31 protein-coding genes are annotated in these 26,570 nt (G+C 51.5%); 15 read left to right on the plus strand and 16 right to left on the minus strand.

What is annotated here, in order from left to right; all coding sequences use genetic code 11:
• Positions 1–152 precede the first annotated feature (152 nt).
• Positions 153–314, plus strand: coding sequence for a hypothetical protein (locus tag N6G83_RS26290; protein ID WP_260524055.1), 162 nt, complete (start codon positions 153–155; stop codon positions 312–314).
• A gap of 11 nt (positions 315–325) precedes the next feature.
• Positions 326–964: a DUF4225 domain-containing protein gene (locus tag N6G83_RS26295; protein WP_248006720.1), complete on the plus strand. Its 639-nt coding sequence runs from the start codon at positions 326–328 to the stop codon at positions 962–964.
• Between the two features lie 4 nt (positions 965–968).
• On the opposite strand, the gene N6G83_RS26300 is transcribed toward N6G83_RS26295, so the two are convergent.
• Together N6G83_RS26300 and N6G83_RS26305 are read right to left on the minus strand one after the other, a co-directional pair.
• A complete protein-coding gene (locus tag N6G83_RS26300) occupies positions 969–1,295 on the minus strand; it encodes a hypothetical protein (protein ID WP_211136949.1) in 327 nt (108 codons plus the stop codon).
• Positions 1,295–1,774 carry an Hcp family type VI secretion system effector gene (locus N6G83_RS26305; protein ID WP_186528688.1) on the minus strand — a complete coding sequence of 160 codons (480 nt, stop codon included), beginning with the start codon at positions 1,772–1,774 and terminating at the stop codon, positions 1,295–1,297. Before N6G83_RS26305 ends, N6G83_RS26300 begins: the two co-directional genes overlap by 1 nt.
• Before the next feature lie 694 nt (positions 1,775–2,468).
• On the opposite strand from N6G83_RS26305, the gene N6G83_RS26310 reads away from it, so the two are divergent.
• Entirely contained in the window at positions 2,469–3,284 is an 816-nt protein-coding gene (locus N6G83_RS26310) for a DUF4225 domain-containing protein (RefSeq protein WP_260524056.1), read from the plus strand.
• 45 nt (positions 3,285–3,329) lie between these two features.
• On the opposite strand, the gene N6G83_RS26315 is transcribed toward N6G83_RS26310, so the two are convergent.
• Both N6G83_RS26315 and N6G83_RS26320 read right to left on the minus strand, forming a co-directional pair.
• Positions 3,330–3,671, minus strand: a complete 342-nt coding sequence (locus tag N6G83_RS26315; protein ID WP_211136942.1) for a hypothetical protein — start codon at positions 3,669–3,671, stop codon at positions 3,330–3,332.
• The gene (locus N6G83_RS26320) at positions 3,671–4,150 is read right to left on the minus strand and encodes an Hcp family type VI secretion system effector (RefSeq protein ID WP_186528688.1); all 480 of its coding nucleotides are present in this window, start codon (positions 4,148–4,150) and stop codon (positions 3,671–3,673) included. Before N6G83_RS26320 ends, N6G83_RS26315 begins: the two co-directional genes overlap by 1 nt.
• A 463-nt stretch (positions 4,151–4,613) precedes the next feature.
• Here N6G83_RS26320 and N6G83_RS26325 point away from each other — a divergent pair, with 463 nt between their 5' ends.
• The 4 genes from N6G83_RS26325 to N6G83_RS26340 are packed head-to-tail and all read left to right on the plus strand — an operon-like array spanning position 4,614 to position 6,983.
• A complete protein-coding gene (locus N6G83_RS26325; protein WP_024484524.1) occupies positions 4,614–5,000 on the plus strand; it encodes an ArsC family reductase in 387 nt (128 codons plus the stop codon).
• Positions 4,997–6,124, plus strand: coding sequence for a succinyl-diaminopimelate desuccinylase (gene dapE / locus N6G83_RS26330; protein WP_024527074.1), 1,128 nt, complete (start codon positions 4,997–4,999; stop codon positions 6,122–6,124). Before N6G83_RS26325 ends, dapE begins: the two co-directional genes overlap by 4 nt.
• On the plus strand, positions 6,121–6,795 hold the full coding sequence (locus N6G83_RS26335; RefSeq protein WP_211134988.1) for a M15 family metallopeptidase: 675 nt from the start codon (positions 6,121–6,123) through the stop codon (positions 6,793–6,795). The genes dapE and N6G83_RS26335 overlap by 4 nt, the downstream gene beginning before the upstream one ends.
• 2 nt (positions 6,796–6,797) lie before the next feature.
• Complete coding sequence (locus N6G83_RS26340) at positions 6,798–6,983, plus strand: YpfN family protein (RefSeq protein ID WP_021178743.1); 186 nt, start codon at positions 6,798–6,800, stop codon at positions 6,981–6,983.
• A gap of 28 nt (positions 6,984–7,011) precedes the next feature.
• On the opposite strand, the gene ypfH is transcribed toward N6G83_RS26340, so the two are convergent.
• From ypfH to dapA, 6 genes are all read right to left on the minus strand, one after another.
• On the minus strand, positions 7,012–7,701 hold the full coding sequence (gene ypfH, locus N6G83_RS26345) for an esterase (RefSeq protein ID WP_074031446.1): 690 nt from the start codon (positions 7,699–7,701) through the stop codon (positions 7,012–7,014).
• 108 nt (positions 7,702–7,809) lie between these two features.
• Entirely contained in the window at positions 7,810–9,819 is a 2,010-nt protein-coding gene (locus tag N6G83_RS26350) for a tRNA(Met) cytidine acetyltransferase TmcA (RefSeq protein WP_211134986.1), read from the minus strand.
• 56 nt (positions 9,820–9,875) lie between these two features.
• Positions 9,876–10,742: a neutral zinc metallopeptidase gene (locus N6G83_RS26355; protein ID WP_024527070.1), complete on the minus strand. Its 867-nt coding sequence runs from the start codon at positions 10,740–10,742 to the stop codon at positions 9,876–9,878.
• 198 nt (positions 10,743–10,940) lie between these two features.
• Positions 10,941–11,654 (minus strand): phosphoribosylaminoimidazolesuccinocarboxamide synthase, encoded by a 714-nt coding sequence (purC, locus tag N6G83_RS26360; RefSeq protein WP_021178747.1) that lies wholly within the window; start codon positions 11,652–11,654, stop codon positions 10,941–10,943.
• 166 nt (positions 11,655–11,820) lie between these two features.
• Entirely contained in the window at positions 11,821–12,873 is a 1,053-nt protein-coding gene (gene bamC, locus N6G83_RS26365; protein WP_074031444.1) for an outer membrane protein assembly factor BamC, read from the minus strand.
• Between the two features lie 16 nt (positions 12,874–12,889).
• Entirely contained in the window at positions 12,890–13,771 is an 882-nt protein-coding gene (dapA, locus tag N6G83_RS26370; protein WP_021807111.1) for a 4-hydroxy-tetrahydrodipicolinate synthase, read from the minus strand.
• Positions 13,772–13,879: 108 nt separating this feature from the next.
• Here dapA and N6G83_RS26375 point away from each other — a divergent pair, with 108 nt between their 5' ends.
• Positions 13,880–14,485: a glycine cleavage system transcriptional repressor gene (locus tag N6G83_RS26375; RefSeq protein ID WP_071784392.1), complete on the plus strand. Its 606-nt coding sequence runs from the start codon at positions 13,880–13,882 to the stop codon at positions 14,483–14,485.
• A gap of 2 nt (positions 14,486–14,487) precedes the next feature.
• On the plus strand, positions 14,488–14,952 hold the full coding sequence (bcp, locus tag N6G83_RS26380; protein WP_021178751.1) for a thioredoxin-dependent thiol peroxidase: 465 nt from the start codon (positions 14,488–14,490) through the stop codon (positions 14,950–14,952).
• Positions 14,953–14,994: 42 nt separating this feature from the next.
• Here bcp and N6G83_RS26385 read toward each other — a convergent pair whose 3' ends face one another.
• Complete coding sequence (locus tag N6G83_RS26385; RefSeq protein ID WP_024527067.1) at positions 14,995–16,071, minus strand: AI-2E family transporter; 1,077 nt, start codon at positions 16,069–16,071, stop codon at positions 14,995–14,997.
• A gap of 304 nt (positions 16,072–16,375) precedes the next feature.
• On the opposite strand from N6G83_RS26385, the gene N6G83_RS26390 reads away from it, so the two are divergent.
• Positions 16,376–17,845, plus strand: a complete 1,470-nt coding sequence (locus N6G83_RS26390) for a tetratricopeptide repeat protein (protein WP_021178754.1) — start codon at positions 16,376–16,378, stop codon at positions 17,843–17,845.
• A 21-nt stretch (positions 17,846–17,866) separates the two neighbouring features.
• On the plus strand, positions 17,867–18,220 hold the full coding sequence (arsC, locus tag N6G83_RS26395) for an arsenate reductase (glutaredoxin) (protein WP_211134979.1): 354 nt from the start codon (positions 17,867–17,869) through the stop codon (positions 18,218–18,220).
• A gap of 43 nt (positions 18,221–18,263) precedes the next feature.
• Here arsC and N6G83_RS26400 read toward each other — a convergent pair whose 3' ends face one another.
• The 4 genes from N6G83_RS26400 to N6G83_RS26415 are packed head-to-tail and all read right to left on the minus strand — an operon-like array spanning position 18,264 to position 22,356.
• A complete protein-coding gene (locus N6G83_RS26400) occupies positions 18,264–19,589 on the minus strand; it encodes an MFS transporter (RefSeq protein WP_074031441.1) in 1,326 nt (441 codons plus the stop codon).
• On the minus strand, positions 19,586–20,239 hold the full coding sequence (locus N6G83_RS26405; protein WP_199063355.1) for a DUF4286 family protein: 654 nt from the start codon (positions 20,237–20,239) through the stop codon (positions 19,586–19,588). The genes N6G83_RS26400 and N6G83_RS26405 overlap by 4 nt, the downstream gene beginning before the upstream one ends.
• Before the next feature lie 51 nt (positions 20,240–20,290).
• Positions 20,291–21,640, minus strand: coding sequence for an amidase (locus N6G83_RS26410; protein WP_211134971.1), 1,350 nt, complete (start codon positions 21,638–21,640; stop codon positions 20,291–20,293).
• Positions 21,640–22,356, minus strand: a complete 717-nt coding sequence (locus N6G83_RS26415; RefSeq protein ID WP_211134969.1) for a DUF2848 domain-containing protein — start codon at positions 22,354–22,356, stop codon at positions 21,640–21,642. Before N6G83_RS26415 ends, N6G83_RS26410 begins: the two co-directional genes overlap by 1 nt.
• A 125-nt stretch (positions 22,357–22,481) precedes the next feature.
• On the opposite strand from N6G83_RS26415, the gene N6G83_RS26420 reads away from it, so the two are divergent.
• Entirely contained in the window at positions 22,482–23,162 is a 681-nt protein-coding gene (locus tag N6G83_RS26420; protein ID WP_024527060.1) for a GntR family transcriptional regulator, read from the plus strand.
• A 22-nt stretch (positions 23,163–23,184) separates the two neighbouring features.
• Here N6G83_RS26420 and hda read toward each other — a convergent pair whose 3' ends face one another.
• Positions 23,185–23,886, minus strand: a complete 702-nt coding sequence (gene hda, locus N6G83_RS26425) for a DnaA inactivator Hda (RefSeq protein ID WP_024484905.1) — start codon at positions 23,884–23,886, stop codon at positions 23,185–23,187.
• A 172-nt stretch (positions 23,887–24,058) separates the two neighbouring features.
• On the opposite strand from hda, the gene N6G83_RS26430 reads away from it, so the two are divergent.
• The 3 genes from N6G83_RS26430 (at position 24,059) to N6G83_RS26440 (ending at position 26,456) form a co-directional block, all read left to right on the plus strand.
• Entirely contained in the window at positions 24,059–24,556 is a 498-nt protein-coding gene (locus tag N6G83_RS26430) for a hypothetical protein (RefSeq protein ID WP_024527059.1), read from the plus strand.
• A gap of 822 nt (positions 24,557–25,378) precedes the next feature.
• The gene (locus N6G83_RS26435) at positions 25,379–25,759 is read left to right on the plus strand and encodes a winged helix-turn-helix domain-containing protein (protein WP_211134967.1); all 381 of its coding nucleotides are present in this window, start codon (positions 25,379–25,381) and stop codon (positions 25,757–25,759) included.
• A gap of 130 nt (positions 25,760–25,889) precedes the next feature.
• Positions 25,890–26,456: a LuxR C-terminal-related transcriptional regulator gene (locus tag N6G83_RS26440; RefSeq protein ID WP_211134965.1), complete on the plus strand. Its 567-nt coding sequence runs from the start codon at positions 25,890–25,892 to the stop codon at positions 26,454–26,456.
• Positions 26,457–26,570 lie beyond the last annotated feature (114 nt).

Here is a 26,570-nt window from a genome sequence, read left to right on the forward strand (position 1 = left end):
ATAGCTACGGAGATATCCTCATTCCGCCCCCCATCACTCAAGCAAAGTAGCTACATTTGATCACTTTCGTAGAGATTGCTATCATGAATAAGCGAATTAAAGTAAGCGCGATATAATGATCACGCTTTTTATTTCAAAGGGATTTGTTTTATATGGATAATTATTTTGGTTTTCGTGAACAAGTAAAAAACTACTACCTTGAGATGGCTCTTGCTGAATCTTATGAGTTAGGTCGCTTGGCTAACAGAGCATCTTCTTTCTACGTCAAAAATGCACAATCAAGATTTTCTTTTCAAAAAAAATTGATGACCTGATAAATCGCTATATTTTAACTTGCCGTGCAGCAACGACTCAAGAAGGGCAACGGAACGCATATGTATGTTTAAGAGCCGAAAAAAACTCGTTACAGCAACAATACGAATCATTACAGTTAAACCGTGTAAAAAAAGCAATCTACATCGAAATAACCAATGATAACGGCATATTGATCTATGTAGTAAAAGGGATTGGACTTATTGCTGGCGTTTCACAAGTAGTGGCTGGCGCTGCATCTATTCTTAGCTCAAGGGGCAGTAATATAGCTGGTTTCTTATTAGTGTCCCATGGGTTTAACAATATATATGAGAATGGTTATTTTATAATAAATGGGGAGGATGACATTGGCCCTGTAAGGGATCTATATAGAATTATTGCTAAGAAATCCGGATATGATAATAAGATAGCAGATATTGTTTATGGTGGTGTTGATTTGGCATTATCAGTTCATGGCTTATTCTTTACCAAAAAAGTCGTATCTGATTATAGGAGCCTAATGAATTATGAAAATGGCCCAGACACATTAAAACTTTATGATGTAATTGATGATGATCTATTAATGACTATAAAAACAATGGGTAAACTCTCATTAGGATTAGAAATCACGGGTGATATGGTTACCGTCAGTGGAATATGGGATAATTTATAGGGAGTCATTTATCGCTTTTAAAATAAAAAATTATCGACTTTGCATATCGAGGAATGTTAGTTAGAAAGCAGGATAACAGTAATAACATAGCAAGGAATGCAGAGAATACAATTACAGTTTTTAATGTCTGCTTTATATAAATTACAGCTGCGAATGCTAAAAATAAACTAAAAATTACTATAGTAGCCTTTAGCATTCTCTTACCAACATCTTTAACACCAAATGCCAAGTCTATTCCGAAAAATTTGGATTTTTCCTGTAGTTCTTTTATTTCTTTTCTTGTAAAACCGGACTCCAAAAGGAGTCTGGTTACACTTTTTATTTTTTCCATTAGTAAACCCTATCGTCCCAAATACTATAGCCACTGGTTCCAGCAATGTGATGCTGCCAAGAAATGCTTTCGTACTTCAGTGATATACTCTCTTGTGGTTGTGATTCATTATGGGTTGATGAATTAGGGTAAAAAATGTTGACGTCCATAATCGTTACGTTAGTCAGTTTGATGGAGTAAAATAATTCACGCCCACCATTCTGGTTGGTTCTATATATCTCGATAAGAGCATCCAAGCGTTCATTGTTAGATATTGCAATACCAATCAAAGGCGAAGACTTGTCTATTGGTTTAACGATAACGAATGGGTGATGATTAACGTGCTGCTCTCTACTGATTGAATGGCTTAGTTGATAAAGATAACTTTGATCTGTATGTCCAGACTGGTATAAGTTCCCGATTGAATCTTTAGTGGAGCATCCCGCAGTAATTAACCCTTGCTTTGCACCTTTCAGAGTTAGAAAAATGTCATTAGCCATATCAAACTCCTTTTTTATAAAGTCACTACGCAAACATCATATAAGACTCAGATTATATACAAAACAAATGGTTTTTAACACCTCTACCATAAACAATCAAGTGTAAAGAGAATGATGCGATCATTAAAAACCGCCAACACATCACCAAAATCAATGTAAAGAAACCATTTACCCATATATTATGAATGTAATTCATCCAGTGTTACTGACGCTGATTAAAGCTGTAGGTTCACCCTATTATTTTACAGAGGCGGTTTTAACCGCAACCATACCAAGGATTGGCAAAACAGACTCATGGCCCTTACAAACCAAAACTCTCCATCTGCATGATAACCCCCTCCCCGTCTGGATCTATACCCCGTTTTCCCGCATTATCTGTGCTATCACCGTGCGGTATAAGTTAGTGATCTACTCTTGTGCCACTCAGTACAGATTTTGACGATTAAAAGGTAGCTTTTACGCCATGACAGACAAACCGCAGCACCCCTCGCTGACCATGTTCGGCATCAACATTCTCTATGCGTTACACTAACTTTCCATCATAGCTACGGAGGTATTCTCATTCCGCCCCCCATCACTCAAGCAAAGTAGCTACATTTGATCACTTTCGTAGAGATTGCTATCATTAACAAGCGAATTAAAGTAAGCACGATATAATGATCACACTTTTTTATTTCAAAGGGATTTGTTTTATATGGATAATTATTTTGGTTTTCGTGAGCAAACAAAAAATTACTACCTTGAGATGGCACTCGCAAACTCTCATGAGTTAGGTCGTTTGGCTAACAGAGCATCTGCTTTTTATCTAAAGAATGCACAATCAAGATTTTCATTTCAAAAAGAAATTGATGATCTGATAAATCATCATATATCGACTTGCCGTACAGCAACGACTCAAGAAGGGCAACGCAATGCATTTTTCTGTCTAAAAGCTGAGCATGATTCTTTAAGAATGCAGTATGAGTCGTTACAACTTAATAAGGTGGCCAGAGCTGTATATTTGGAAATAAAAAAAGAAAACGGCGTATACACATATGTTGTTAAAGCAATCGGCGTTGTAGCAGGACTATCACAAGTGGCCTCTGGATTAGCTATGGTGCTAGCATCAGAAGTCACTTTCGTTAGTGGTGTTACGGGCGTTTTACTTATTTGTCATGGAGCGAATAACGTCTACGAAAACTTACAATTTTTCTTCACGGGTGAGGAAAATACAGGTTACTTAAGAGACCTATATCGCTGGGCATCTACCAACGTAGGTTATGGTGAACGTGGTGGCGATATTCTATATGCAGGCATAGACCTGTCCCTTTCATTAAAAGCTTTATTTGGCAAGGTAGTAGTACCAAATAGTAGAAGCTGGTTAGGTATAAGTGGCAGAGGACCAGACACTGAAAGATTATATTATGCCATGTATAACGATTCGGTTGCTGGCTTTAAAATCATGGGGAAGTTCTCACTCTCATTGGAGATAGTGAGCGATGCTATTACTATAAAGGGAGTAATGAAATAGCTCACTAGGAAATATGTGACCTACACAAGAATGCAAATTAATTCCTCATTTGCACTTTTCATTTTTTCTATCTTTCACGAAAAAATACAAAGATTTAATGTAAAGCCTCATTGGTGTTAGGAAATAAGAAGGTATTACAACCATAAAGCACATAAGAACTATAATTCCAAAACCAAAAACACCATCTTTGGAAACTGTTCCAATTGTGAAAATAGTCAGTATTACCCCCAAGATGATACTTGCTCTGAAGGTTCTTCTACCTATATCTCTAACTGAATATAGAATATCGAGTTGAAAAACATTAGCATTATTTTTTATTTTTTTTATTTCACTCCTAGTGAAATAAGACTCCAAAAGGAGTCTGTCAACGCTTTTTACTCTTTTCATTAGTAAACTCTATCATCCCAAATACTATAGCCACTGGTTCCAGCAATGTGATGCTGCCAAGAAATGCTTTCGTACTTCAGTGATATACTCTCTTGTGGTTGTGATTCATTATGGGTTGATGAATTAGGGTAAAAAATGTTGACGTCCATAATCGTTACGTTAGTCAGTTTGATGGAGTAAAATAATTCACGCCCACCATTCTGGTTGGTTCTATATATCTCGATAAGAGCATCCAAGCGTTCATTGTTAGATATTGCAATACCAATCAAAGGCGAAGACTTGTCTATTGGTTTAACGATAACGAATGGGTGATGATTAACGTGCTGCTCTCTACTGATTGAATGGCTTAGTTGATAAAGATAACTTTGATCTGTATGTCCAGACTGGTATAAGTTCCCGATTGAATCTTTAGTGGAGCATCCCGCAGTAATTAACCCTTGCTTTGCACCTTTCAGAGTTAGAAAAATGTCATTAGCCATATCAAACTCCTTTTTTATAAAGTCACTACGCAAACATCATATAAGACTCAGATTATATACAAAACAAATGGTTTTTAACACCTCTACCATAAACAATCAAGTGTAAAGAGAATGATGCGATCATTAAAAACCGCCAACACATCACCAAAATCAATGTAAAGAAACCATTTACCCATATATTATGAATGTAATTCATCCAGTGTTACTGACGCTGATTAAAGCTGTAGGTTCACCCTATTATTTTACAGAGGCGGTTTTAACCGCAACCATACCAAGGATTGGCAAAACAGACTCATGGCCCTTACAAACCAAAACTCTCCATCTGCATGATAACCCCCTCCCCGTCTGGATCTATACCCCGTTTTCCCGCATTATCTGTGCTATCACCGTGCGGTATAAGTTAGTGATCTACTCTTGTGCCACTCAGTACAGATTTTGACGATTAAAAGGTAGCTTTTACGCCATGACAGACAAACCGCAGCACACCTCGCTGACCATGTTCGGCATCAAAAATTGTGACACCATCAAAAAAGCCCGCCGCTGGCTGGAAGAACAAGGAGTGGCATACCAATTCCACGACTACCGCGCAGACGGGCTGGACGAGCAGCTGTTGCGTGATTTTGTCGCTCGCCTGGGCTGGGAACCATTGTTGAATACCCGTGGAACCACCTGGCGTAAGCTGGATGAAGCCCAGCGCAATGCCTGCGACAATGCCGATGCCGCCATCGCCCTGATGCTGGAGCAACCGGCCATGATCAAACGCCCCTTGCTGGACGATGGTAAAGGACATGCCCTGCTAGGTTTCAGCAGCGAAAGCTATCAGCAATTTATTACCGAGGTTAACTCATGATCTGCCCTGTTATCGAACTGGCGCAACAGCTTATCAAGCGCCCTTCCCTCAGCCCGCATGACGAAGGCTGTCAGGAGCTGATGATCGCCCGCCTGAAAGCGATCGGCTTTACCGTCGAACCGATGAACTTTGGCGATACGCAAAACTTTTGGGCCTGGCGCGGCCAGGGCAGCACGCTGGCATTTGCTGGCCACACCGATGTGGTGCCAACCGGCGACGAGAAAAATTGGGATAACCCGCCATTTGAGCCTGTCATCCGCGACGGCATGCTTTATGGTCGCGGAGCCGCCGATATGAAAGGTTCCCTGGCCGCCATGGTGGTGGCCGCAGAACGCTTCGTTGCCGCCAACCCCAACCATCAGGGCCGCCTGGCGTTTCTAATCACCTCAGACGAAGAGGCCAGCGCCACTCATGGCACCGTGAAGGTGGTCGAAGCCTTGATGGCTCGCAACGAACGCCTTGATTATTGCCTAGTCGGCGAACCTTCAAGCACCGAGCGGGTCGGAGACGTGGTGAAAAATGGCCGCCGTGGCTCGATCACCGCCAATCTGCGTATCCATGGCGTTCAAGGGCACGTCGCCTATCCGCATCTGGCGGATAACCCGGTTCACCGGGCTATGGCTGCGTTAAACGAACTGGTCACCATTGAGTGGGATCAGGGTAATGAATTCTTCCCGCCAACCAGCATGCAAATTGCCAACGTGCAGGCTGGCACTGGCAGCAACAACGTGATCCCCGGTGAAATGTTCGTGCAGTTCAACTTCCGCTTCAGCACCGAACTGACCGATACCCTGATCAAGCAGCGGGTGCAGGAACTGTTGGATCGCCATAACCTGAATTACAGCATTGACTGGTGGCTGTCTGGCCAACCTTTCCTAACTTCACGCGGTGCCTTGGTCGATGCCGTGGTGAATGCGGTGGAACACTATGCCGAGCTCACTCCGCAATTGCTGACTACCGGCGGTACCTCTGATGGCCGCTTTATCGCCCAGATGGGAGCACAGGTGGTTGAGTTGGGGCCGGTCAACGCCACCATCCATAAAGTGAATGAATGCGTACATGCGGCCGATCTGCAGTTACTGAGCCGCATGTATCAGCGTATCATGGAGCAACTGGTCGCATGATCAGCGCAGAAATGCTCACTGGACGCTCGACGGAGCATCTCACCGTACTGAGCGGCAATCACCGTCTGCAACCCGCTGCGGTGGTGGCCTTTCAGGCCATGCAACAGGCGGCTGAAGCGGCAGGCTTCGATCTGCAACCGGCCAGCACCTTTCGCGATTTCGACCGGCAACTGGCGATCTGGAATGGCAAGTTCTGCGGAGAGCGGCCAGTATTAGATCACAATAGCCAGCCGATGGATATCCAGCCATTGTCCGCCGCCGAGCGTTGCGAAGCCATTTTGCGGTGGTCGGCCCTGCCGGGTGCCAGCCGTCATCACTGGGGCAGCGATCTGGATGTGTACGATCCGTCGCTATTGCCAGAAGGGCAAAAGTTACAGTTGGAGCCGTGGGAATATGAAGCCGGTGGTTATTTCCATCCGCTCAATCTTTGGTTGACTGCACATATGGCCGAGTTTGGTTTCTATCGCCCGTTTACCGCCGATCAGGGGGGAGTGGCGATGGAACCCTGGCATTTAAGTTATCGCCCGTTGGCGCAGGAGGCCGAGCATTTACTGACGCCCGAGCTGCTGCTGGCGGCCTGGCGAGATAAGGACGTTGCTGGCGCATCTTGGCTCACAAGCCATCTGCCCGCGATATTCTCGCGTTTTGTTCGCCCTGAAGGAAAGGTGTAAACATGCATTGGTTAGCTGACTACTGGTGGATAATCCTGGTGATATTGGCAGGCATTATCATTAGCGGGATCAAGGAATTACGCCGCCTGGATCATCGAAAATTCCTGGCTAACAAGCCTGAATTGCCGCCCCACCGCGATAACAACGCCAAGTGGGACGACGAAGACGACTGGCCGAAAAAGCCATAACCTCAGGGCGCACATAGCGCCCTGCTGTTTATTTAAAGGCGATCAGATCGCCCCGTTTACCAAACATCGCCTCTTCCCAATAGCGCTGTGGCACGTAGTAATGCAAACGCTCCAGAGCAGCATTCATCATGCCCGAGCTGATTGCATGCCCGACGCCTGGCTCAATATCCAACGTCACGTCTGCGCCAACGGCCTGTAACTGAGCCTCAGCCGCTTGCGCATGTTCCGCAGCAATAACGCCGTCCGTCTCACCATGGATCAGGTGTACCACGCTGTCACCAAAATCGGCTTGCGGTAACTGGGCAAAACGGCCGCTGAAGGCCACTACCCGCCCTGCCAGTTTGGCTTCGGCTTTCAACCCTTCCAGAGCCATAATCGAACCCTGCGAAAAACCAACCAGTGCGGTGCCCGCGTAGCTCACGCCGCTGTGTTGCTGCCAGTAGCGCACGGTTTCAACAAAGGTTGGCATCACTTCGGCAATACGCTGTGCGCGGTTGTCTTCAGTGATCCCCTGAACCGAGAACCATTGGCGCCCCTCACCGTTACCAAAAGCGAATGGGCCACCAATGCTCACCACCAAGGCCTGTGGGAAATCTTTGGCGAAGTAACTGCCAATCTCCCCCATCGCCACCGGGTTATCCCCCACGCCATGAAACAGCAGTATCAGTTGCTCTGCCGGTGTTGCGGGGCTTTGGACAACGAAATGCGAGTGTTTCATAGTGGACTCCTCAGGTTAGATACATCCGGGACTGACCCGGCAACTGCCCCTTACTATACGCCGCGGAGAAATCAGGAAAATCGGGTTTTATTGAACAACTCTTTCCATTTATTGCAACGACTGCGCCCACTCCTGCCAGTAACGGCAATGTTGCGCATTAATTTGTTGCAACGCCTGCCCAGCCTCTTGTCGCCAAAGCCGTAGCAAGGCTTTTTGGCCACTCAGGCCATATTGGGTAGCGCACTGGGCCATGGTTTGTTGTTGCTGCAAATGCGCGCGCAATACCGCACAGGGCAGTGAGCTGGTCAACAACAGACGTTGTAGCGCCCCCAGGCTGGCCTCCAAGGGCCGATGGGCAAAGGCAAAACCGGCCAGCTCGCGCCAATCTTCTTCATTTAATAGTGGATCGGCATCATCGTCGAATTCCAACAACAAGTCGCTACGTTGCCGCAACCAGCGCCAATCCCGTGCCAGATGCTTATGCGCTGCATGGCACAGCGCCTCCCCTTGCTCGCTAATAGCTAGCAATGCCATGGCGCTATAACAGCCGCTGCTGGCGTCCGGTTTGTTGCCAATCCTCACCAGGGTGAAACCACAAGATTGCCAGAACCGCCACAGTGGCTCGGTATAGCCGAAGCTGACGGAAAGAAAATCCAACCCCTGCGAGACGCGTTTTTGCTGTTCCACCAACCGGCTGGCGATCCCTTGCTGGCGTAACTCCGGCAACACGGCGATACGGGTAATGCGGCGGGAACGCAAAGTGGGTGCCCACCATTGGCCGCTATGTGCTGCCAAAGATTGAGCAACCAGATTGCCACGTGGCCTTCTGCGCCCCGCCCAAACCTCGTGAGCCAGTTCAACCGATAAGCCCCCCTCATCCACCAGCCACAGTGCCCCGACCACCTCATCCTCCAGCGATGCCGCACTGAAGTGCATCCCGGGCGCATCCATCAGGCGGCGTAAATCCAGCGGAGAAGTTCGATAGTGTGCGCTACAGAGCAACGCATAGAAACGCCGTAACCGTTGAGGGTCAGCACACAGTTCTGCCTGCTCAATAGCACCAATAGTAGGTGACTGCCCGGCCACTGCCCATACTGGTTCCTCGTTGAACAGCAAGGCATGATCGATAATCCGCTCCAGGGCATCGCCCGCTGCCCAACGCATCGGTTGCTGCAAGCTTAGCGGCTGCCACTGTGGCAAGGTGGCGCAGAACTTCAGTAAAAAACCGCGCCCCGTTCCTTCGTATCCCTGCACCGTTGTTGTCAGTAATACGCGTGGAAAATAGTCCATTAGCTGTTGCAGTAAAGGTCCTGGGATCGCTGCGGCCTCATCCACCAGCAGCCAGCCAACACCCTCTGCACCATGTTCAGCACAATGCTGTAGCAAAGCATCCGGTGCCCAAAACTGGGCCCGTCCGGCGGCCCACTCACTGGCAACGTCGGTAGCGGCGCGGCTCGGGCCGGTGATCCAACAGGCTAACGGGCTGCTGGCCATTAACATCCCCGCCACCGTCGATTTCCCTCGGCCACGCGCAGCGGTTAATACCCAGATCCCAGACTCGGCCGCCAACAACCGGGCCAAAATGGCCTGCTGCTCATCACTCGGATCACCCTGGGGAGCCTGCCAATCTGGCCGTGATGGTAAGGGAGCCAGGCACAAGGGTTCACCTTGCCGCCAGATAGACACTTCGCTATCGGCCAGCAATTGTTGTTGCAGATGGTGGATAAAATGGGGCGTGGCGATCGGCTGTGGGCAATCGCTCCAGCGCAGGCTGTCACTATCTGGCTGCTGCGGCCAGCTTTGCCAAGGTGGCACCAGCAACAGTAACCAGCTACCGGCTTGTAATGTCCCGCATAGCTGGGCCAGCGCTTCAACATCCAGCCCTACTAACGCATCAAACACCGCATGCAACCGCTCTTGCCCCAGCAAGGTTCTGACCGCGTGACTCGCCAACGCATCGATTCCTGCGGGCGCGTCATTACCGACCCAAGGCCAGTCACCCGGCAGCTGTGCCACCAGTTGCTGCGCCTGATCCCGGCACCATTGCGATTCGCCGCTGATCACCAACAGCCGCCGAATACCCTGCTGCTGCATGCGTTGTTGCATTTTTTGTAACATGAATATTGAGGCCTGAAAGCAGAGTGCCGGGCTCTAGGCACCGGCACTGAGTAATATCAACGGGAGGCGAAGGTGTTGCAGGTGTTAGGGTCGCCGCTATCAAACCCTTGCTTGAACCAGGTATAACGCTGCTGCGAGGTGCCATGCGTAAAGCTGTCCGGCACCACTCGCCCCTGGCTTTGCTGCTGCAAACGGTCGTCACCAATCGCCTGTGCGGCATTCAGCGCGGCTTGCAGATCGCCCGCTTCCAGCATCTGCTGTTTCTCGGCGTAGTGCCCCCAAACGCCGGCAAAGCAGTCGGCCTGAAGCTCCATTTTCACCGACAGGCGGTTAACCTCTGCCTGGCTAGCCCCTTGCTGCATCTGGCGAACCTTGCGCTCAATCCCCAATAGATTCTGCACGTGGTGGCCCACTTCATGCGCAACCACATAGGCCTGAGCAAAATCACCGCCCGCACCCAGCTTGGTTTTCATATCCTGGTAGAAAGAGAGATCAATATAGACCGTGTCGTCCGCCGGGCAATAGAATGGCCCCATTACCGATTGACCGGTGCCGCAGCCGGTACGCGTCGCGCCCCGGTACATGACCAATTTCGGATCCTGATAGTTTTTCCCCATCTGCTTGAAGATCCCCTGCCAGTTATCTTCGGTAGAGGCCAGCACCACCGAGGTAAACTTGGCCAGTTGATCGTCTTGCGGACTGATGCTGGCGCTTTGCTGCTGAGACTGTGGAGAGACATCTCCGCCATTCAGCAGCGGAGTCAGGTCTACCCCGTAGTAACCGGCAACCAGCACCACTACCAGAATGATCAGGCCACCTTTGCCGCCGATAGGTATCCGGGGACCACCACCGCCGCCCAGACCGGAAGACTGCCCACGGCGATCCTCGACATTGTCACTTTCTCGACGCCCTTGCCAACGCATAAATAAACTCCAGAGATGATTTTTAATAATCGTAGGAAACTTGCCCTGGTTACTATTATAAGGCGTTCGTGGCGGATGGAATGCAGTAATTTTCTGGAAAGTGGTGAATGAGGGATGAGAGGCTCGGTTCGATGCTTTGCCCCTGACTCTGCACTCTCCTACCGGGAAAGGGCTAGAGTGAGGGGCATTATTTAACGATTAGTCCAGCTTCACACCGATACGGCGGGCGACTTCTTCGTAGGCTTCAATCAGGCCACCCAGGCTCTGGCGGAAGCGGTCCTTGTCCATCTTGGCCAGGGTATTCTTGTCCCACAGGCGGCTACCGTCCGGGGAGAACTCATCGCCCAGCACCACTTCGCCGTTGAACAGGCCGAACTCCAGCTTGAAATCGACCAGGATCAGGCCAGCATCGTCAAACAACTTGCTCAGCACGTCGTTAGCCATGTAGCTAAGCTCACGCATGCGCGCCAGATGCTCTTTGCTCACCCAGCCGAAGGTTTCGCAATAGGATTCGTTCACCATTGGGTCGTGCATCGCGTCGTTCTTCAGGAACAGATCAAACAGCGGAGGATTTAGCGGCAAGCCTTCTTCGATACCCAAGCGCTTGACCAAAGAGCCCGCAGCGCGGTTACGGATCACACACTCAACCGGTACCATCTCCAGCTTTTTCACCAGCACTTCGTTATCTGACAGCAGGCGTTCCATTTGCGTTGGGATACCAGCCTCTTCCAGCTTGCTCATAATGAAATGGTTGAACTTGTTGTTCACCATCCCTTTGCGATCGAACTGCTCAATGCGCTGACCATCCAGTGCTGACGTATCGTTACGGAATTCCAACACCAGCAGATCCGGGTTTTCGGTGGTGTAGACGGTTTTTGCCTTGCCGCGATACAGTTCAGCTAGCTTTTGCATCTTAACTTACTCCAATGAGATGGTACCTTCCGGCTGCCAGACAGCCTACTGGGCACAAAATTGACCTGATAAGTTCTTTGGTTTGCTGATAACTATTGTGCCAAACCTGCGACGCAAACGATACCGTATCAGCAAAACAAAAAGGGGCCGTAGCCCCTAGATGTATTTATTTAACGCTGGTTTTACTGAAAGCCGTCTGGAGCACGGCGACCAGCGCATCGTTCTGCGACTGGGTCAACGGCTTACCTTTGGAATCGATAAATTGCAAACTGGTACGGTTATTCAAATCACCAACCTGCAGTTTGTAATCACCCTCTTTCAGTTCAGGATCTTTCGCGCCCAACGCATCCCAATCACTACCGCTCAGGGATTTGTAGGTTACGGCGACGGTACCCTGCGGACGGCTGCGGTCACCCACTTTCATCCCCAGTTTTTCCAGTGCCGGTGGCAAACGATCCCACACTACCGTGTACGGCGCACGCACGATCAGCGTCGGCAAGCCGGTGTCATCCGCGCCGCTCTGCACGTCCAATACGCCAATACGGTTGGCGGACTGGCTGCTCGACAGGTTGTCCTGCTTGTCCAGGCCTTCAACGATGGTGTTCATCATCATACCGTTGTAGCGCTGAACTTCAGAAGGATCGGTAACCTTGTCGGTTTGCCCCTGCTGACGCAGTTCCAGGGTTTTCACCACCAACGCTTGCTGGTAACCCTGTTTCTGTACCGTGATCTGGTAGCGGCCTTCGTACTGGTTGTCTTCATCCAGACGGTTCCACTTCACCCAGTCGGTGGTCAGCGTTTGGCTGGCATCCGTACGTGAGGCGATCGGAATGTTTTTGCTCTGCAACAGGCTGGCTACGCGCGACCACAGGTTATCGTTCTGCGGGCTGCTTTCCAGCAGCAGCGTGCCGCTGTCACCCGCATATTGGCCACGAGAACCGCTCAACAGTGCCAGCGGCTGTACCGGTGGCCGGATATCCAGTTGCTTGCCAACAGCGCCTTTCTGCGCGCTTGCCGGCACTTCATAATTACCGGTTTGTACCGGCAGGATCAGGCCGGACGGCGCGCTCAACGGTTTGAGCGGTGCGGCGTCAAGATAGGCCTCATCGCCGCTAACCTGGCGTTTGTAGCGCTGATCGGTAGAACAAGCCGCCAGCGTCATCACCAGCGCTAATCCCACGACCGTTGCTAGCGTAGACTTTTGCAATGAATAAGCCATCAAATCTCCCTAAGAGTTACAGCAAACCGGCGCTTTTCAACGCACGCTCCACGACAGGACGGGCAGCGTCGGTCAACGGCGTCATAGGCAGACGCATCGTATCGGTTGCCATCAATCCCAATGCCTTACAGGCCCATTTCACCGGAATTGGGTTTGCTTCTACGAACAAATCCTGATGCAAAGGCATCAAGCGCTGATTCAAACGGCGTGCTTCGGCAAAATTGCCTTGCGCCGCCAGGCGGCAAAGTTCAACCATTTCACGCGCTGCCACGTTGGCCGTCACGGAAATCACCCCTTTGCCACCCAGTTGCATGAAGTCCAGACCGCTGGCGTCGTCGCCGCTCAGCAAAATGAAGTCTTCATCATCAACCAGCACTTGGATCTGACTAACACGACTTAAGTTCCCTGTTGCCTCTTTAACGGCAACAATATTCTTAATTTTGGCCAAACGAGCGATCGTTGGCGGCAGCATGTCACAACCGGTGCGTGAAGGCACGTTATAGAGGATCTGCGGCAGATCGGTGCTTTCGGCAATGGCTTTGAAATGCTGGTACAGGCCTTCCTGGGTCGGTCTGTTGTAGTAAGGCGTGACCGACAGGCAGCCCACGACGCCGGTATTGCTGAAACGCTGCGTCAGTGAGATAGCCTCGCTGGTGGCGTTGGCACCGGTGCCGGCGATCACTGGAATACGGCCTGCGGCCAGTTCCAGCGTCTGCAAGACCACGTCCACATGTTCGTCATGGGGCAGCGTGGCAGACTCGCCGGTAGTTCCTACGGAAACGATCGCCGCAGTCCCACTGGCTACATGATAATCAATCAGTTTTTTTAGGCTCGCACGATCGACAGCACCTTTGGTGTCCATCGGCGTAACCAGTGCAACAATACTTCCCGTAAACATTGGCCGTCCCCTTCACAAACAAGTTACCCATGGTACTTTTGTCACCTATCCAAAAGCAAGCAAACAACGTGTCTAAGCGCTTGGCAGGCGGTTTTTTTTGTGTTTACCATGGTAACCCCATTCAGTACGACAGGAAGCTGCATTTTGCCTAAGCCTGATGAACACTATCTGGTGATCACCGCACTGGGCGCCGATCGCCCCGGTATCGTCAACGCCATCACCCGCCACGTCAGTAGCTGCGGGTGCAATATCGAAGATAGCCGTCTGGCCATGCTGGGTGAAGAGTTCACCTTCATCATGCTGCTTTCAGGTAGCTGGAACGCGATTACCCTGATTGAATCCACTTTGCCGCAAAAAGGCGCCGAGCTGGATTTACTGATCGTGATGAAACGCACAAACTCGCAAGAAAGACCGCCAATGCCAGCTACAGTGTGGGTACAGGTTGAGGTAAAAGACTCCCCGCATATCATCGAGCGGTTTACCGGCCTGTTTGATTCGAGCCAGATGAACATTGCCGAGCTGGTGTCACGGACTCAGCCAGCAAAAGGTGAGCAGCCCTCGCAGCTCTATATTCAGATCACCGCTCACAGTTCCGGCGGTCAGGATGCCACAAATATTGAACAAGCCTTTTATCGCCTATGTACAGAATTGAATGCGCAAGGCAGTATTAGCGTGGTGAACTATCCACAGCATGATGAGAGAGATGGAGAGTAGTTATGAGCCCATTGAAAGCCGGTGATACAGCGCCGAAATTTAGTTTACTCGACCAGGATGGCGAGGAAATTAACTTGGCCGACTTCCAGGGACAACGAGTACTGGTTTACTTTTATCCCAAAGCCATGACGCCAGGTTGCACCGTGCAAGCCTGCGGGTTACGGGATAACATGGATGAATTGAAAAAGGCGGGTGTCGAAGTGCTGGGCATCAGCACCGATAAACCCGAAAAGCTCTCGCGTTTTGTTGAGAAAGAACTGCTCAATTTCACGCTGCTATCCGACGAAGATCATCAGGTAGCTCAGCAGTTTGGCGTTTGGGGCGAGAAAACCTTCATGGGCAAAACCTATGACGGTATTCACCGTATCAGCTTCCTGATCGGCACCGACGGCAAGGTTGAGAAAGTGTTCGATGATTTCAAGACCACCAATCACCACGAAATCGTTCTGAACTACCTGCAGCAGTAAAGGGTAAAGCGCAGCAGCATCAGTTGCTGCGCTTTATTTTTCTCACTTCACCTCATCACCCACATCCACCAGCATGTCATCCGGCCAGGCGTGGATCACGGCTTTCACCAACGTCGCCAACGGGATGGCGAAGAATACGCCCCAGAACCCCCACAGGCCGCCGAAGATAATCACCGAGAGAATGATCACCAGCGGATGCAGGTTGACCGCCTCGGAGAACAGGATCGGCACCAGCAGGTTGCCATCCAACCCTTGCACCACCAGATAAGCGATAATCAGCGTCCAGAAGTCGGCACCAATGCCCCACTGGAACATGGCCACTACCACCACCGGGATCGTCACCAGCACCGCGCCGATGTATGGGATCAGCACCGAGAGGCCGACCAACACCGCCAAGAGCAGGGAATAACGCATATCCAGGATAAAGAACACCAGATAGGTCGCCACCCCGACGATCACCATCTCCAACACCTTGCCGCGAATATAGTTGGTGATCTGCTGGTTCATCTCGATCCATACCTGCCCTGCCAACCCACGGTTGCGCGGCAGCACGCGGCGTACCGCGTTGATCATCTGCTCTTTATCCTTCAGCAGGAAGAACGCCATCAAAGGGACCAGGATCAGATAGATGGCCAGAGTCAGCAGCCCAACCAGTGAGGCCAGCGAGAATTTCACCACCGATTCTCCCATGCCCGACAGGCGCTCACGCAGGTTCTGCGCCATCATATCAATGATGCCCGCATCCACCAGCGCCGGGTAGCGTGTCGGCAAGGTCGCCGCATAGTTGTAAAACTGATTGAGCATGCCTGGTAAATCGGTCATCAGGTTGATGCCCTGCTGCCAGGCGGTTGGCGCGACCACGAAGACCAACAGCATGGCAATACCGCCAAACACAATCAGCATGATGCTTGCCGCCCAGGTGCGCGAGCATCCCAGGCGCTGAAGGCGAGCGGTAGGCCACTCCAGCAGGTAAGCAAGCACCAGCGCTACCAGCAAGGGGGTCAAGATACCGTGTAAAAAATAAAGGATGCAGAACCCGGCAACCAGGATCACCAGCAGCGCAATAGCCTGCGGATCGGTGAAACGACGTCGGTACCACTGTAATAACATCTCTAACATCAGAGATTGCTCCTTATTCCATCAATGGGGGTGAGGCTCGCCAATCCCTGTGCGGCCGAGCTGGTATGACATGATTTTTAGATAATTTTAGCCCGGTTATCACCGTGCAGACGTTTCAATGTAGGTTGTGGCTGGCTATGATGTGATAGCGTTTTTGCCGCTTAGGCGCACAATCCCTGAAAATGCATTTTTGTGAGCCAACGCACTTTCGCGATGATTGTACTGGAGAGTCTGGCATGGAAGAAGAACTCTTATCTGATGCTGGCGTCTTAGTTGATGACTTTATTGAGGGAATGACCTGACTATGACCATCCGGTTGACTAAAACAGCGCTAACAGTCCTGCTGCTCGGCTCGCTTTGCACCTCTGCGTTGGCGCCGGTTAACGCCCAAACGCAAGACCAACTGCCGGATATGGGGACTTCCGCAGGGGGAACGCTGAGCATCGGCCAGGAACTGACCATGGGCGATTTTTACGTGCGGCAGCTACGCGCTAGCGCCCCGTTGATCAACGATCCGCTATTGACCCAGTATATCAACCAGTTGGGTAACCGGCTGGTCGCCAGCGCCTATTCAGTGCGCACCCCGTTCCACTTCTTTCTAGTCCGTAACGACGAGATCAACGCCTTTGCCTTCTTCGGCGGCAACGTGGTGCTGCACTCGGCCCTGTTCCGTGAAACCGACAACGAGAGCCAACTGGCCTCGGTTCTGGCGCATGAAATCTCACACGTGACCCAGCGCCACCTGGCCCGCGCAATGGAAGACCAGCAACGCAACGCGCCACTGACCTGGGTGGGCGCACTAGGTTCTATCCTGCTGGCAATGGCCAACCCAACCATGGGCATGGCGGCGCTGAGCGGTACGCTGGCGGGAACGCAGCAGGGGATGATCAGCTTCACCCAAGCAAATGAACAAGAGGCCGACCGTATCGGTATTCAGGTATTGCAACGCGCCGGGTTCGATCCCGAAGCGATGCCAGACTTCTTGCAAAGGCTGGCCGATCAGTCCCGCTATGCCTCAAAACCCCCGGAAATGCTGCTGACGCACCCGTTGCCGGACAGCAGGCTTTCGGATGCCCGCAACCGCGCCAACCAAATGCCGCGCCATCTGGTGCAATCCAGCCAGGACTATCTGCTAGCGCGGGTACGTACGCTGGGCATGTACAGCTCGGAAGGCTATGGTCTGAGCGAAGACCTGTTGAACACTTACAGCAAAGGCAACATTCGCGAGCAAATAGCCGCCAAATATGGCCGGGCGATCCTGTTCTATGAAGCCAAGAAATACGACGAAGCACGCAATCTTATTCAGCCGCTGTTGGCAAAAGATCCGAAAAACGTCTGGATGCTGGATCTGCTGACCGACATCGATCTGGGTCAGAATAAAGCCGCTCAGGCTATTGCTCGCCTTGAGGCGGTCAATGCGGCGCAAAGCAATAACCCGGTGTTGCTGCTCAACCTGGCGAACGCCTACGTTGAGGGCAATCAACCCGCTCAAGCGTCAAAAATCCTCAACCGTTATACCTTTGCCCATCCAGACGATCCGAACGGCTGGGATCTGTTGGCTCAGGCCAGTGCTGCTCAAGGGTTACGCGATGAAGAACTCTCCGCCCGGGCTGAAAGCCTGGCACTGGCAGGCCGTCTGGATCAGGCAATAGGTTTGCTCAGTAACGCCAGCTCATTGCAAAAGCTGGGCAGCCTGAAACAGGCTCGCTATGATGCGCGGATTGACCAACTGCGTCAGTTGCAAAGAACCTTCAGCAAGTTCCAACGCACTTGATTTGAACAAGGAAAGAGAAAGATGAAAAACGTCACTATTTATCACAACCCACGCTGCTCGAAAAGCCGGGAAACGCTGGCACTACTGGAACAGCATGGCGTCGAACCGCAGGTGGTGTTGTATCTGGATACGCCGCCTTCCGTCGCCGAGCTGAAAAAGCTGTTGCAAGAGCTCGGTTTCGCTTCAGCACGTGAACTGATGCGTAAGAAAGAAGATCTCTACAAGGAGCTGGGGCTGGCGGATGAAACCCTGAGTGAAGAACAACTGCTGCAAGCGATGGTGGGCAATCCGAAACTGATCGAACGCCCAATCGTGGTGAAAGGAGGCAAAGCCCGTATTGGCAGGCCACCGGAGAAGGTGCTGGAGATCTTGTGATCCCGTAACGGCAAGCCGGGCGTTATTCGCCCGGCGACTGTATTTACAACGGTTTATGCGCTGTTTCCCGGGCGGCGAGCAAGGCCCACAAGGTAATTAGCAGTGCCAGCACAACGTAAGCCGAAATCGCCAGCGTGCTGTCAAAAGAAGTGAATAACGAAGCAATGATCAACGGCGCAAAGCCACCTCCCACGATCCCCGCCAGAGTATAAGCCAGCGAAGAACCAGCATAGCGCACCCTGGTCGGGAACTGTTCGGTGATGAAGGCAGCCTGCGGGCCGAACATCGCCGCATGGATCAACAAGCCAATCACTACTGCGGTACAAATCAACACCGGTTGACTGCTATCGAGCAACACAAAGAAGGCAAAAGCCCAGACTATCCCCGCCAGTGCCCCGCCGATATACACTGGTCGGCGGCCTAAGCGATCGGATAAGGCGCCAAACATCGGTACGGTAATCGCGTTGCCGATCGCCCCCAGCATGGTGGCAGTCAGCGCCAGTGGCCGTGGCAGGTTCAGCACCGTGGTCACGTAAGTCAGGGTAAACACCACCACCAAGGCGTACAACACGTCGGAGCCAATGCGCGAACCACCGGCGATCAGCAACGAGCGTGGGTGTTGGGTGAAAACCTCGCGGATCGGCGAATGGGTAACATCCTTCGACGCTTCCAATTTCAGGAACGCCGGTGTTTCCCCGACCCCACGGCGCAACCACAGGCCAAAGACCACCAGCACCAGGCTCAACAGGAACGGAATGCGCCATCCCCACTGTTGGAAATCGTCTGCCGACATCGCCATGGTCACCAACGCGATCAGCCCGGTGCCAATCAGCGAACCGCAAGAGGGACCGACTTGCGCAAATGAGGCGTTACGCCCACGCTGATGTGGCTTACCATGTTCCATCGAAAGCAGCACGGCTCCAGCCCATTCCCCACCCAGCGCAATGCCCTGGATAAAACGCAGTGCCACCAGCAACAGCGGGCTCCAAATCCCCCAACTTGCATAGCCGGGCAGTAATCCCATCAGGGTAGTAGTCACGCCCATGATCACCAGCGTGGCAACCAGCACAAAACGCCGTCCCAACACGTCGCCAAGATGCCCGAAGACGATGCCGCCGATGGGCCGTGAAACATAGCCGACCGCATAAGTGGAAAACGCCAGAATGGTGCCGACCAACGGATCGAATGACGGGAAGAAAACATGGTTGAAAATCAACGCCGCCATGATGTTGTAAACGGTGAAGTCATACCATTCCAGCGCGGTACCTATCGAACTGGCGGCCGCCAACCTGCCGGTTTTAGGAGGATCGACGGCGTGATCTTTCACCGATAAGTCCACAATCGGTGTTTCAGTGGTGGACGTATTCATGATGCCAGCTCCTGTGAGGTCAGTTGCCAGCCAAGTGCGTAATGCACCTCCTCGCCAGCAGGGATTTTCAACGTGTGGCAAGCCAGCTCACTCAAACGCTGCCCCGCCTCTGCGCTACTACTCTCGATCAACACCATCGGTAACAGCTGACGATTTTCCCGCGACTCTTGCGGAAGCGGAGAACTGAGCTCGGCGTTTGGCAACAGCAGGCTGCTGCGCACAAAACCCGGCTGTTCAGCCAACAAGGAACCCAGGTGCTTAACATCGTTTTTCAGAACATCCTGCTCACTCACTGCCAGCGTGATAATGCTCAGATGGCTACCACTGCCCTGGCCGGTGACGGCTTCAACCGTGCAGACCCGGCGCAGGGGATCGCGCATCTTGCCCAGGCAGGCAACCGACCACGGTGTCTGTTGGGTAAAAGCGTTGCGATAGGCCTGGGAGGTAAAACTGGCCAGAGAGGCGGTTTTATACAGCCCGAGGTATTTGCGCCCCCCCTGTAGCGCCTGATAGCGCGTACCGGATAGAAAACCGGGAACACGCACCCGCTCTTCCACGTGTTCACGGTCGTACCACTGATTGAAATCCGCCTCATCCTGCGCGGCGACATCCGTTGCAACAAACAGCATTCCGTTCGGGGAACCGATCATGGGTATTCTCCTGGTAGAGTCAGTAAGGCAAGGTGGCACCCTGCCGAAAAATCACGCGCCGGCAAGGCAACGTTCGATTGCCAGCGCCCAACCCAGCAGCGCCTGGTCATGCATGGGTAACCCGGCCACCATCAGGCCGACGGGGGCCTCACCTGGCCGCTGGCAGGGTAGTGATAACGCACAGCCGTCGAGGAAGTTGATGACGGAAGGATTACGCAGCGCGGCACCGTTGGCACGGAAGTAGGCTTCGTCGTCCTCTGCCAGTTCGGCAATGGTTGGCGCTATCAACGGCGTGGTTGGCATCAACAAGGCGTCAAAACCCTGCACCTTGGCTGTCACCCGCTGTTGCCAACTGGCACGCAGCTGCCGTAGCTGCTGAAGATCGCTCTCGCCCAACGGCTGGCCACGGCGAATGCGTGACAGCACCCGGGGGTCATAACCCTCGGCATATTCGGCAATCAACGGCTGGTGCCAATGCCAAGACTCCAGTGCCGTAAAACCACCGGCACCATTGATCTCCGCCAATTCGGCGAATTCGCTGCAAGGGATAGCGTCAATCTGCGCACCGGCCTGGGCCAAACGTTTCAAGGTGCGCTCAAACGCCGCTGCAACCTCTTCGTCCAAGCTATCCAGCACTAACGTTTGCGGGACGGCAAAACGTGCACTCTCCAAGGATTGTGACTCAGGCCGTAGCGCTTGCTCGGCGATCGCCGCATCCAGTGCGATACAGCTGGCAACGTCATGAGCAATCACCCCAATAGAGTCCAGCGAAGGCGACAACGGCAGCAGTCCACCGCTGGCCATTCGACGGGCGGTAGGCTTATAGCCGGTCAAGCCACAGAAAGCGGCCGGAATACGTACCGATCCCCCGGTATCACTGCCAACAGCACCGCAGCACATACCGTCAGCTACCGCGACCGCCGCACCGGAAGACGATCCGCCGGGGATACGGCGGACGGCGCGATCCCAGGGATTTGCAGGGGTACCAAAATGCGGATTGAGTCCCAGCCCGGAGTAGGCGAACTCGGTCATGTTGGTTTTACCGATCACTACCGCTCCCGCCTGCAACAGACGCTCTACTATCGCAGCGTGCTTCTTGGCCACCGCAGCACCGGCCAGCACCTGAGAACCAGCGGTAGTTACCTGCCCGCTCACGTCAAACAGGTCTTTGATCGAAACCGGCACGCCATCCAAAGGGGACAGCGGTTTGCCTACTGCACGACGTTGGTCAGCCGCCAGCGCCTGCTGTTGTGCCCATTCGGCATACACCTGAGTAAAAGTACGCTCCCCTTCCCCTTGCGGATCGGCGATCTGCGCCAAGGCACCGGCGATCAACTGCCTGGAAGTAAACTCTCCACTGGCCAACCCGGCTGCGGCCTGTACAAGCGTTAACTTAGCCATCACGCCACCACCGGCAGTTCGATACTGCGATAGCTATGGGCGATGGTGCGCCCCAACACCTCATCCACCAGTTCCATACGGAATTCGGCTGATGGTCGGATCCCCCCAATCGCCGCGACCGTGCCACAGGTCATTGCCAGCCCGTCACTCGGTAGCAGGGGAAGCGCCATGCCGCTTTCTGGCAGTTGCTGTCCACTCAGATAGCGTTCGAGCAAATCACCGGGAGTGCGCAGGCTGGCGAGAGTCCCCTGCTGATAAAGCTGAAACGCGCCATTTTCCTTAACCCATGAACGCAGGATCAAGGAGTCCCAGTGATCGCTCACTTCGCATAATGGCCAGGCAGCACGAGCTACCGGTTTAACGCAGATCTGCTTGGACAGTGCTACGCTGTGTACTTCCAACTGACGATCGGTATGATCGGATGCCAATGAGACATACAGCTCACCACCATGGCTGAAAATGAGCGGTTCCGCTTCGCCGGAGGTCGCCTCGCCGATCACTTCGATGCAATCGCCTTGGCTAAGTTGATTAACCGCCACACGGTAAAACAGCGGGACGCTGCTGGGTTGAGGGACACCCAGCTCGGCCAGTTCCTGGATATGATGTTGAATTGCCTTATAATCGCGACCGGTCCAGCCAGCGATGACCAGATGATCGATGTCAGCATCCAGCGTCTTGGCACTACAGGTTTCTGGTAAAGTAAAGGTCAGCCTCATGGCAATTGTGTCCCTTTAGTTAAAATGGTGTGAAATTTCACTATATCTTCAGTTAACAACTAAGCGACTACCATGTGACGTTTTTGTGTACCATGTCTAAAAATTTCTTCTTGCAGGAGTAGTATGTGAAGACCATTGACGCAGAGGATCGAGGGTTCCCGGTAGCAGATGAAGCCGGTTTGTCGCTCAATGAAGTGGCTTACCGCCGCTTCAAGCAGGCATTGGTGACGTTAAGTTACAAACCAGGTGAGTATCTCAATACCGCGCAGGTAATGGGTGAGCTGGATATGGGCAGAACACCGATCAATCAGGCGATCCACCGTTTGGCGAATGAGGGCTTGCTGCAGGTGATCCCGCGCAAAGGGGTGATGGTAGCGCCGCTATCGATAGACGATGCGTTAGAGTTGATTGATGTCAGGCTGGCCAATGAAATGCTGTGTATGCGCCTGGCCAGTGCCAAGATCACCCAGGCACAGGTTGCCGCGCTGAACGCACTGAACCAGCAGATCGAAACCGCCAGCCAGGATCGTGACCGTGTGCGGATGATGACGCTGGATCATCAGTTCCATCAGGAGCTGGCACAGATTGCCGGAAATAACATGCTGGCGGATATTCTGAGCGTACTGCACGCCAGAGCCCAACGTTTCTGGGCCAGCACGCTGTCGCGAGAAGGGCATATGCAGGAAGTTATCGATGAACACCGGGCGATTATCAGCGCGTTGGCCGCACAGGACAGCGACGCCGCCGCCAGCGCTGCGCAGGCGCACATCCTGTCATTCCGCAGTGCGTTATTGCACGAAGGGTGAATAGCCTAAAGCGTGGTGACGGCTACAACCCCAGGATTTCCTTCACAAACGGAATGGTCAACTTGCGTTGTGCCGTGATGGACGCGCGATCCAACTGATCGAGCGTCATAAACAGTGTGCGCATTTCACGATCCAGACGCTTGAGCAGGAAACGGCCCACGTCTTCCGGCAGTTCAAAACCACGCAGTTTGGCACGCAACTGTAACGCCTGTAGTTTCTCTTCGTCCGACAGCGGCTGTAGCTTGTAGATCTGCCCCCAATCCAGGCGCGAGGCCAGATCCGGCAAATGCAGATTTAGCTGGCGCGGCGGACGATCGCCAGTGATAAACAGGCGGGTGCGGCCAGTTTCCAGAATGCGGTTATAGAGATTGAAAATCGCCATTTCCCATTCCTCATCACCGGCAATGCATTCGATGTTATCGATGCAGACCAGCGCCAGCTGTTCCATGCCGTCCAGCACTTCGGGCACAAAATAGGCGCGCTTATCCAGGGGCACATAGCCTACCGCTTCGCCACGCTGCGAGAGTTCGGCACAGGCCGCATGCAACAAATGGCTGCGTCCCCCGCCTTCGCGTGACCAGAAATAGATGTAGCTACCATGCTCCTGACGGACTGCGGATTGGATCGCGGCTAACAAGGATGGGTTCTCACCCGGATAAAAACTGGCAAAAGTTTCATCATCGGGTAGATAAAGTGGCAGTGACAGCTGTGCCGGCGTATTCAGAAAAGCACCTCAACCAAAACTGGCAGGAAAACGCGAAGAGTCTACCACAGAAAGCAACCGCTGTTGAACCCGCCATGAGAACAACGCAATTTAGTTGCCAAATTTGTCTTATACGGCAAAGCTGTTCTAAGATAAATCGCACAAATTGAAGATGACCGAAAGGAGCTAGACCGTGAAAGCGTGGAATAAAGTGCTATTGGCCTCAATGGTAGGTTTACTGCTGGTGGGTTGCGATGATGCCAAGGTCGATTCCCATCTGGATAAGGCCAAAGACAGTGCCGAACAAATGAAAGATGCGGCGGAAAAGAAAGCGGATCAACTGACCGACGACGCCAAGGCTAAAGCGGAAGAGATCAAACAGGCCGCGGCGGCCCAGACGGAACAGTTGAAGGACCAGGCTTCCGCCATTAAAGATGACGCCGCCAAGCAGGCAGATGCCCTCACTGATGATGCCAAGGCCAAGGCCGCCGCGATCAAACAGGATGCAGACAAACAAAGCCAGCAGTTGATCGATCAAGCCAAAAACATCAAGGCCGATGCAATTAACGGAGCGAACGATCTGGCGCAACAGGCCAAGGCAAAAACCGAGCAGCTCAAGAACAGCATGGACAATAAGACTCAACAAGCCGACGGTAAAACCGAACAGCCGGCCCAACCCGCCAATCAATAAACAGAGTCGCTCTGTATGGGCGCGGCATTTACTGCGCCCGCTTGGCTACCCGCCCTTCATTTTTTTCCTGCTTTCCCACCACCTCGATTCAGCCAACCCGTTGATAAAGTGTCAGATATGCCCTCCATCAAATAGGCCTGGCCAAACCCACTTATGGCGAATGACCCAAGAGTTGTCATTAATGTGAAGATTAATACCTCATTAAGATTTTTCTGATCAATGAGGCACTATCGATTGCAGCTAAATATCCCAATAAAAAACAGCCTAAAAACCAAAAATACAACATTATTAATGCAATTAATTTACACCAAGTTCCTACAGGATAGTTACGCCATCTCATTGAGATTGAATGATAAACTTTGAGTTTTATACCGCTGGATCCTGCGTAATATAAGTCTGGCAAACGGGAGTCGCAGCTTGAACAAGCTCAGCGTTCTCTGACGAACCAGAAATTGAAGCGGGCATTAATTTGTCAAAATCAGTGGCCAGAAAATAGGAATTAACTCAATTTCAGTCTTGAGCGTATCTAAATGAATTTATTAAATTTAATTAAAAATATGGATTTTTATTCCAAAAAATATTTATTTTTGACACTTTATGCTGAATTCAAAATCCTGATCAACTGTAGCGCAAAATTTAGCACACCTGGATAATGCAGTTTTTACATCTAAAAAATGGCAATAATTTAGTCAAAAATTCCATTTCGTTACAAAATGGAAACCCTAAGATCAGGATATTAAACGTATTGTTTTATATGAGTAAGAACATAGAATTGTCTTACCAATGGATAGGCTCTCTACCTAATAACAGGAGTTTTAGGAAATGGATAGGAAAAAACTATTTGGCTTCTGGGTTGAGCCGGATCTGCAAATCGATGTTAAGCATAACAGGATAGTTCGCCTCAGCACGGACAAACCTAGCGCCAACTTCTCCTGCGCGATCGTCTCGTTAAAAGAAGTGACGATGGCCATACTCACCTATTTACTCAAGCATGCCGGTGACAAGTATGTCAGCCGTCAGGAATTGTTGATCGAGGTCATTGGCAAGATGAACTATTCATCTTCCAACCAATTTCTGTGGCAAGAACTCAAAGAGCTCAAGTTAAAACTGGCGTTATTGGGGATTTCAGAAGAGATTATCATTACATCCAGAAGCAAAGGCATCAGTATTTCAAGGGGCGATATAAAAACGCTTTACTATTAAAAATGGCCTAATAAGCAATAAACTCAGCCAAGAGTCCGATTATCACCTTGCAGTTAAATAACAATAAACCAGATTATGCCAATCAGGGTCCCTATTGCGCCTACTGCCAGAACTGTATCTTTGAGGAAAAATGAAGTATAAGCCAGTAATCAATATTTATGGGGTTGACTCATTTTTTAAATATGGAGTAGAGAGCGTATTAGCCGATATTCCGCTACACCTGCCTTTAGAACCAGGGCGGGCGATCCCTCAAATCGATATATGGGTAATCAGCCAGAAATGCCTGACCGACGTGCTGCCCTTTGTTAACCGAGCAGCACCGAAGATACCCAGCATCGTTTTTTGTTCTGAACGCTGCCAGCGCTTGTTACAAGGTACCCCTACCGACTGGAGCGTTTGCCTGTTCGATTTGGATATAACCATCACCAGACTCAAACAGGAATTACAAAAAAAATTATCGATGCTGTTCTTAATGGGTCGGTTTGATGTAAACAGTCCCCCAAAGCTGAACTTATCCGAGATGGAAAGGGAAACGGTACGGCATTTATCGATGGGCCATAGCCCACACCGGGTTGCGCAATTGACCCACAAAAGCGTTAAAACGATTAGTACCCACAAGCGTAATTCAATGAAACGGCTGGGCGTATTCAGCAATCAGGAATTGATGATGAAGGTTAAAATCCTCGGACTGCACTGAAGCGTGTAAATCCGTCATTTAAACCAAGTCAGATAATTTAATCGCTCGTTAAAGGTATCCATATTAATGGGCGACAGGTTTGAACGTAGCTTTACGTTTAAAAAAGCAGGCATG

Source organism: Serratia sp. PL7, from assembly GCF_945957435.1.

What these genes read in the sequence shown, in the direction of transcription:
- N6G83_RS26290 (WP_260524055.1), top strand. Translation starts at nt 153, where the DNA reads ATGGATAATTATTTTGGTTTTCGTGAACAAGTAAAAAACTACTACCTT.
- N6G83_RS26300 (WP_211136949.1), bottom strand. Translation starts at nt 1,295, where the DNA reads ATGGAAAAAATAAAAAGTGTAACCAGACTCCTTTTGGAGTCCGGTTTT.
- N6G83_RS26305 (WP_186528688.1), bottom strand. Translation starts at nt 1,774, where the DNA reads ATGGCTAATGACATTTTTCTAACTCTGAAAGGTGCAAAGCAAGGGTTA.
- N6G83_RS26310 (WP_260524056.1), top strand. Translation starts at nt 2,469, where the DNA reads ATGGATAATTATTTTGGTTTTCGTGAGCAAACAAAAAATTACTACCTT.
- N6G83_RS26315 (WP_211136942.1), bottom strand. Translation starts at nt 3,671, where the DNA reads ATGAAAAGAGTAAAAAGCGTTGACAGACTCCTTTTGGAGTCTTATTTC.
- N6G83_RS26320 (WP_186528688.1), bottom strand. Translation starts at nt 4,150, where the DNA reads ATGGCTAATGACATTTTTCTAACTCTGAAAGGTGCAAAGCAAGGGTTA.
- N6G83_RS26325 (WP_024484524.1), top strand. Translation starts at nt 4,614, where the DNA reads ATGACAGACAAACCGCAGCACACCTCGCTGACCATGTTCGGCATCAAA.
- dapE (WP_024527074.1), top strand. Translation starts at nt 4,997, where the DNA reads ATGATCTGCCCTGTTATCGAACTGGCGCAACAGCTTATCAAGCGCCCT.
- N6G83_RS26335 (WP_211134988.1), top strand. Translation starts at nt 6,121, where the DNA reads ATGATCAGCGCAGAAATGCTCACTGGACGCTCGACGGAGCATCTCACC.
- N6G83_RS26340 (WP_021178743.1), top strand. Translation starts at nt 6,798, where the DNA reads ATGCATTGGTTAGCTGACTACTGGTGGATAATCCTGGTGATATTGGCA.
- ypfH (WP_074031446.1), bottom strand. Translation starts at nt 7,701, where the DNA reads ATGAAACACTCGCATTTCGTTGTCCAAAGCCCCGCAACACCGGCAGAG.
- N6G83_RS26350 (WP_211134986.1), bottom strand. Translation starts at nt 9,819, where the DNA reads ATGTTACAAAAAATGCAACAACGCATGCAGCAGCAGGGTATTCGGCGG.
- N6G83_RS26355 (WP_024527070.1), bottom strand. Translation starts at nt 10,742, where the DNA reads ATGCGTTGGCAAGGGCGTCGAGAAAGTGACAATGTCGAGGATCGCCGT.
- purC (WP_021178747.1), bottom strand. Translation starts at nt 11,654, where the DNA reads ATGCAAAAGCTAGCTGAACTGTATCGCGGCAAGGCAAAAACCGTCTAC.
- bamC (WP_074031444.1), bottom strand. Translation starts at nt 12,873, where the DNA reads ATGGCTTATTCATTGCAAAAGTCTACGCTAGCAACGGTCGTGGGATTA.
- dapA (WP_021807111.1), bottom strand. Translation starts at nt 13,771, where the DNA reads ATGTTTACGGGAAGTATTGTTGCACTGGTTACGCCGATGGACACCAAA.
- N6G83_RS26375 (WP_071784392.1), top strand. Translation starts at nt 13,880, where the DNA reads ATGGTAACCCCATTCAGTACGACAGGAAGCTGCATTTTGCCTAAGCCT.
- bcp (WP_021178751.1), top strand. Translation starts at nt 14,488, where the DNA reads ATGAGCCCATTGAAAGCCGGTGATACAGCGCCGAAATTTAGTTTACTC.
- N6G83_RS26385 (WP_024527067.1), bottom strand. Translation starts at nt 16,071, where the DNA reads ATGTTAGAGATGTTATTACAGTGGTACCGACGTCGTTTCACCGATCCG.
- N6G83_RS26390 (WP_021178754.1), top strand. Translation starts at nt 16,376, where the DNA reads ATGACCATCCGGTTGACTAAAACAGCGCTAACAGTCCTGCTGCTCGGC.
- arsC (WP_211134979.1), top strand. Translation starts at nt 17,867, where the DNA reads ATGAAAAACGTCACTATTTATCACAACCCACGCTGCTCGAAAAGCCGG.
- N6G83_RS26400 (WP_074031441.1), bottom strand. Translation starts at nt 19,589, where the DNA reads ATGAATACGTCCACCACTGAAACACCGATTGTGGACTTATCGGTGAAA.
- N6G83_RS26405 (WP_199063355.1), bottom strand. Translation starts at nt 20,239, where the DNA reads ATGATCGGTTCCCCGAACGGAATGCTGTTTGTTGCAACGGATGTCGCC.
- N6G83_RS26410 (WP_211134971.1), bottom strand. Translation starts at nt 21,640, where the DNA reads ATGGCTAAGTTAACGCTTGTACAGGCCGCAGCCGGGTTGGCCAGTGGA.
- N6G83_RS26415 (WP_211134969.1), bottom strand. Translation starts at nt 22,356, where the DNA reads ATGAGGCTGACCTTTACTTTACCAGAAACCTGTAGTGCCAAGACGCTG.
- N6G83_RS26435 (WP_211134967.1), top strand. Translation starts at nt 25,379, where the DNA reads ATGGATAGGAAAAAACTATTTGGCTTCTGGGTTGAGCCGGATCTGCAA.
- N6G83_RS26440 (WP_211134965.1), top strand. Translation starts at nt 25,890, where the DNA reads ATGAAGTATAAGCCAGTAATCAATATTTATGGGGTTGACTCATTTTTT.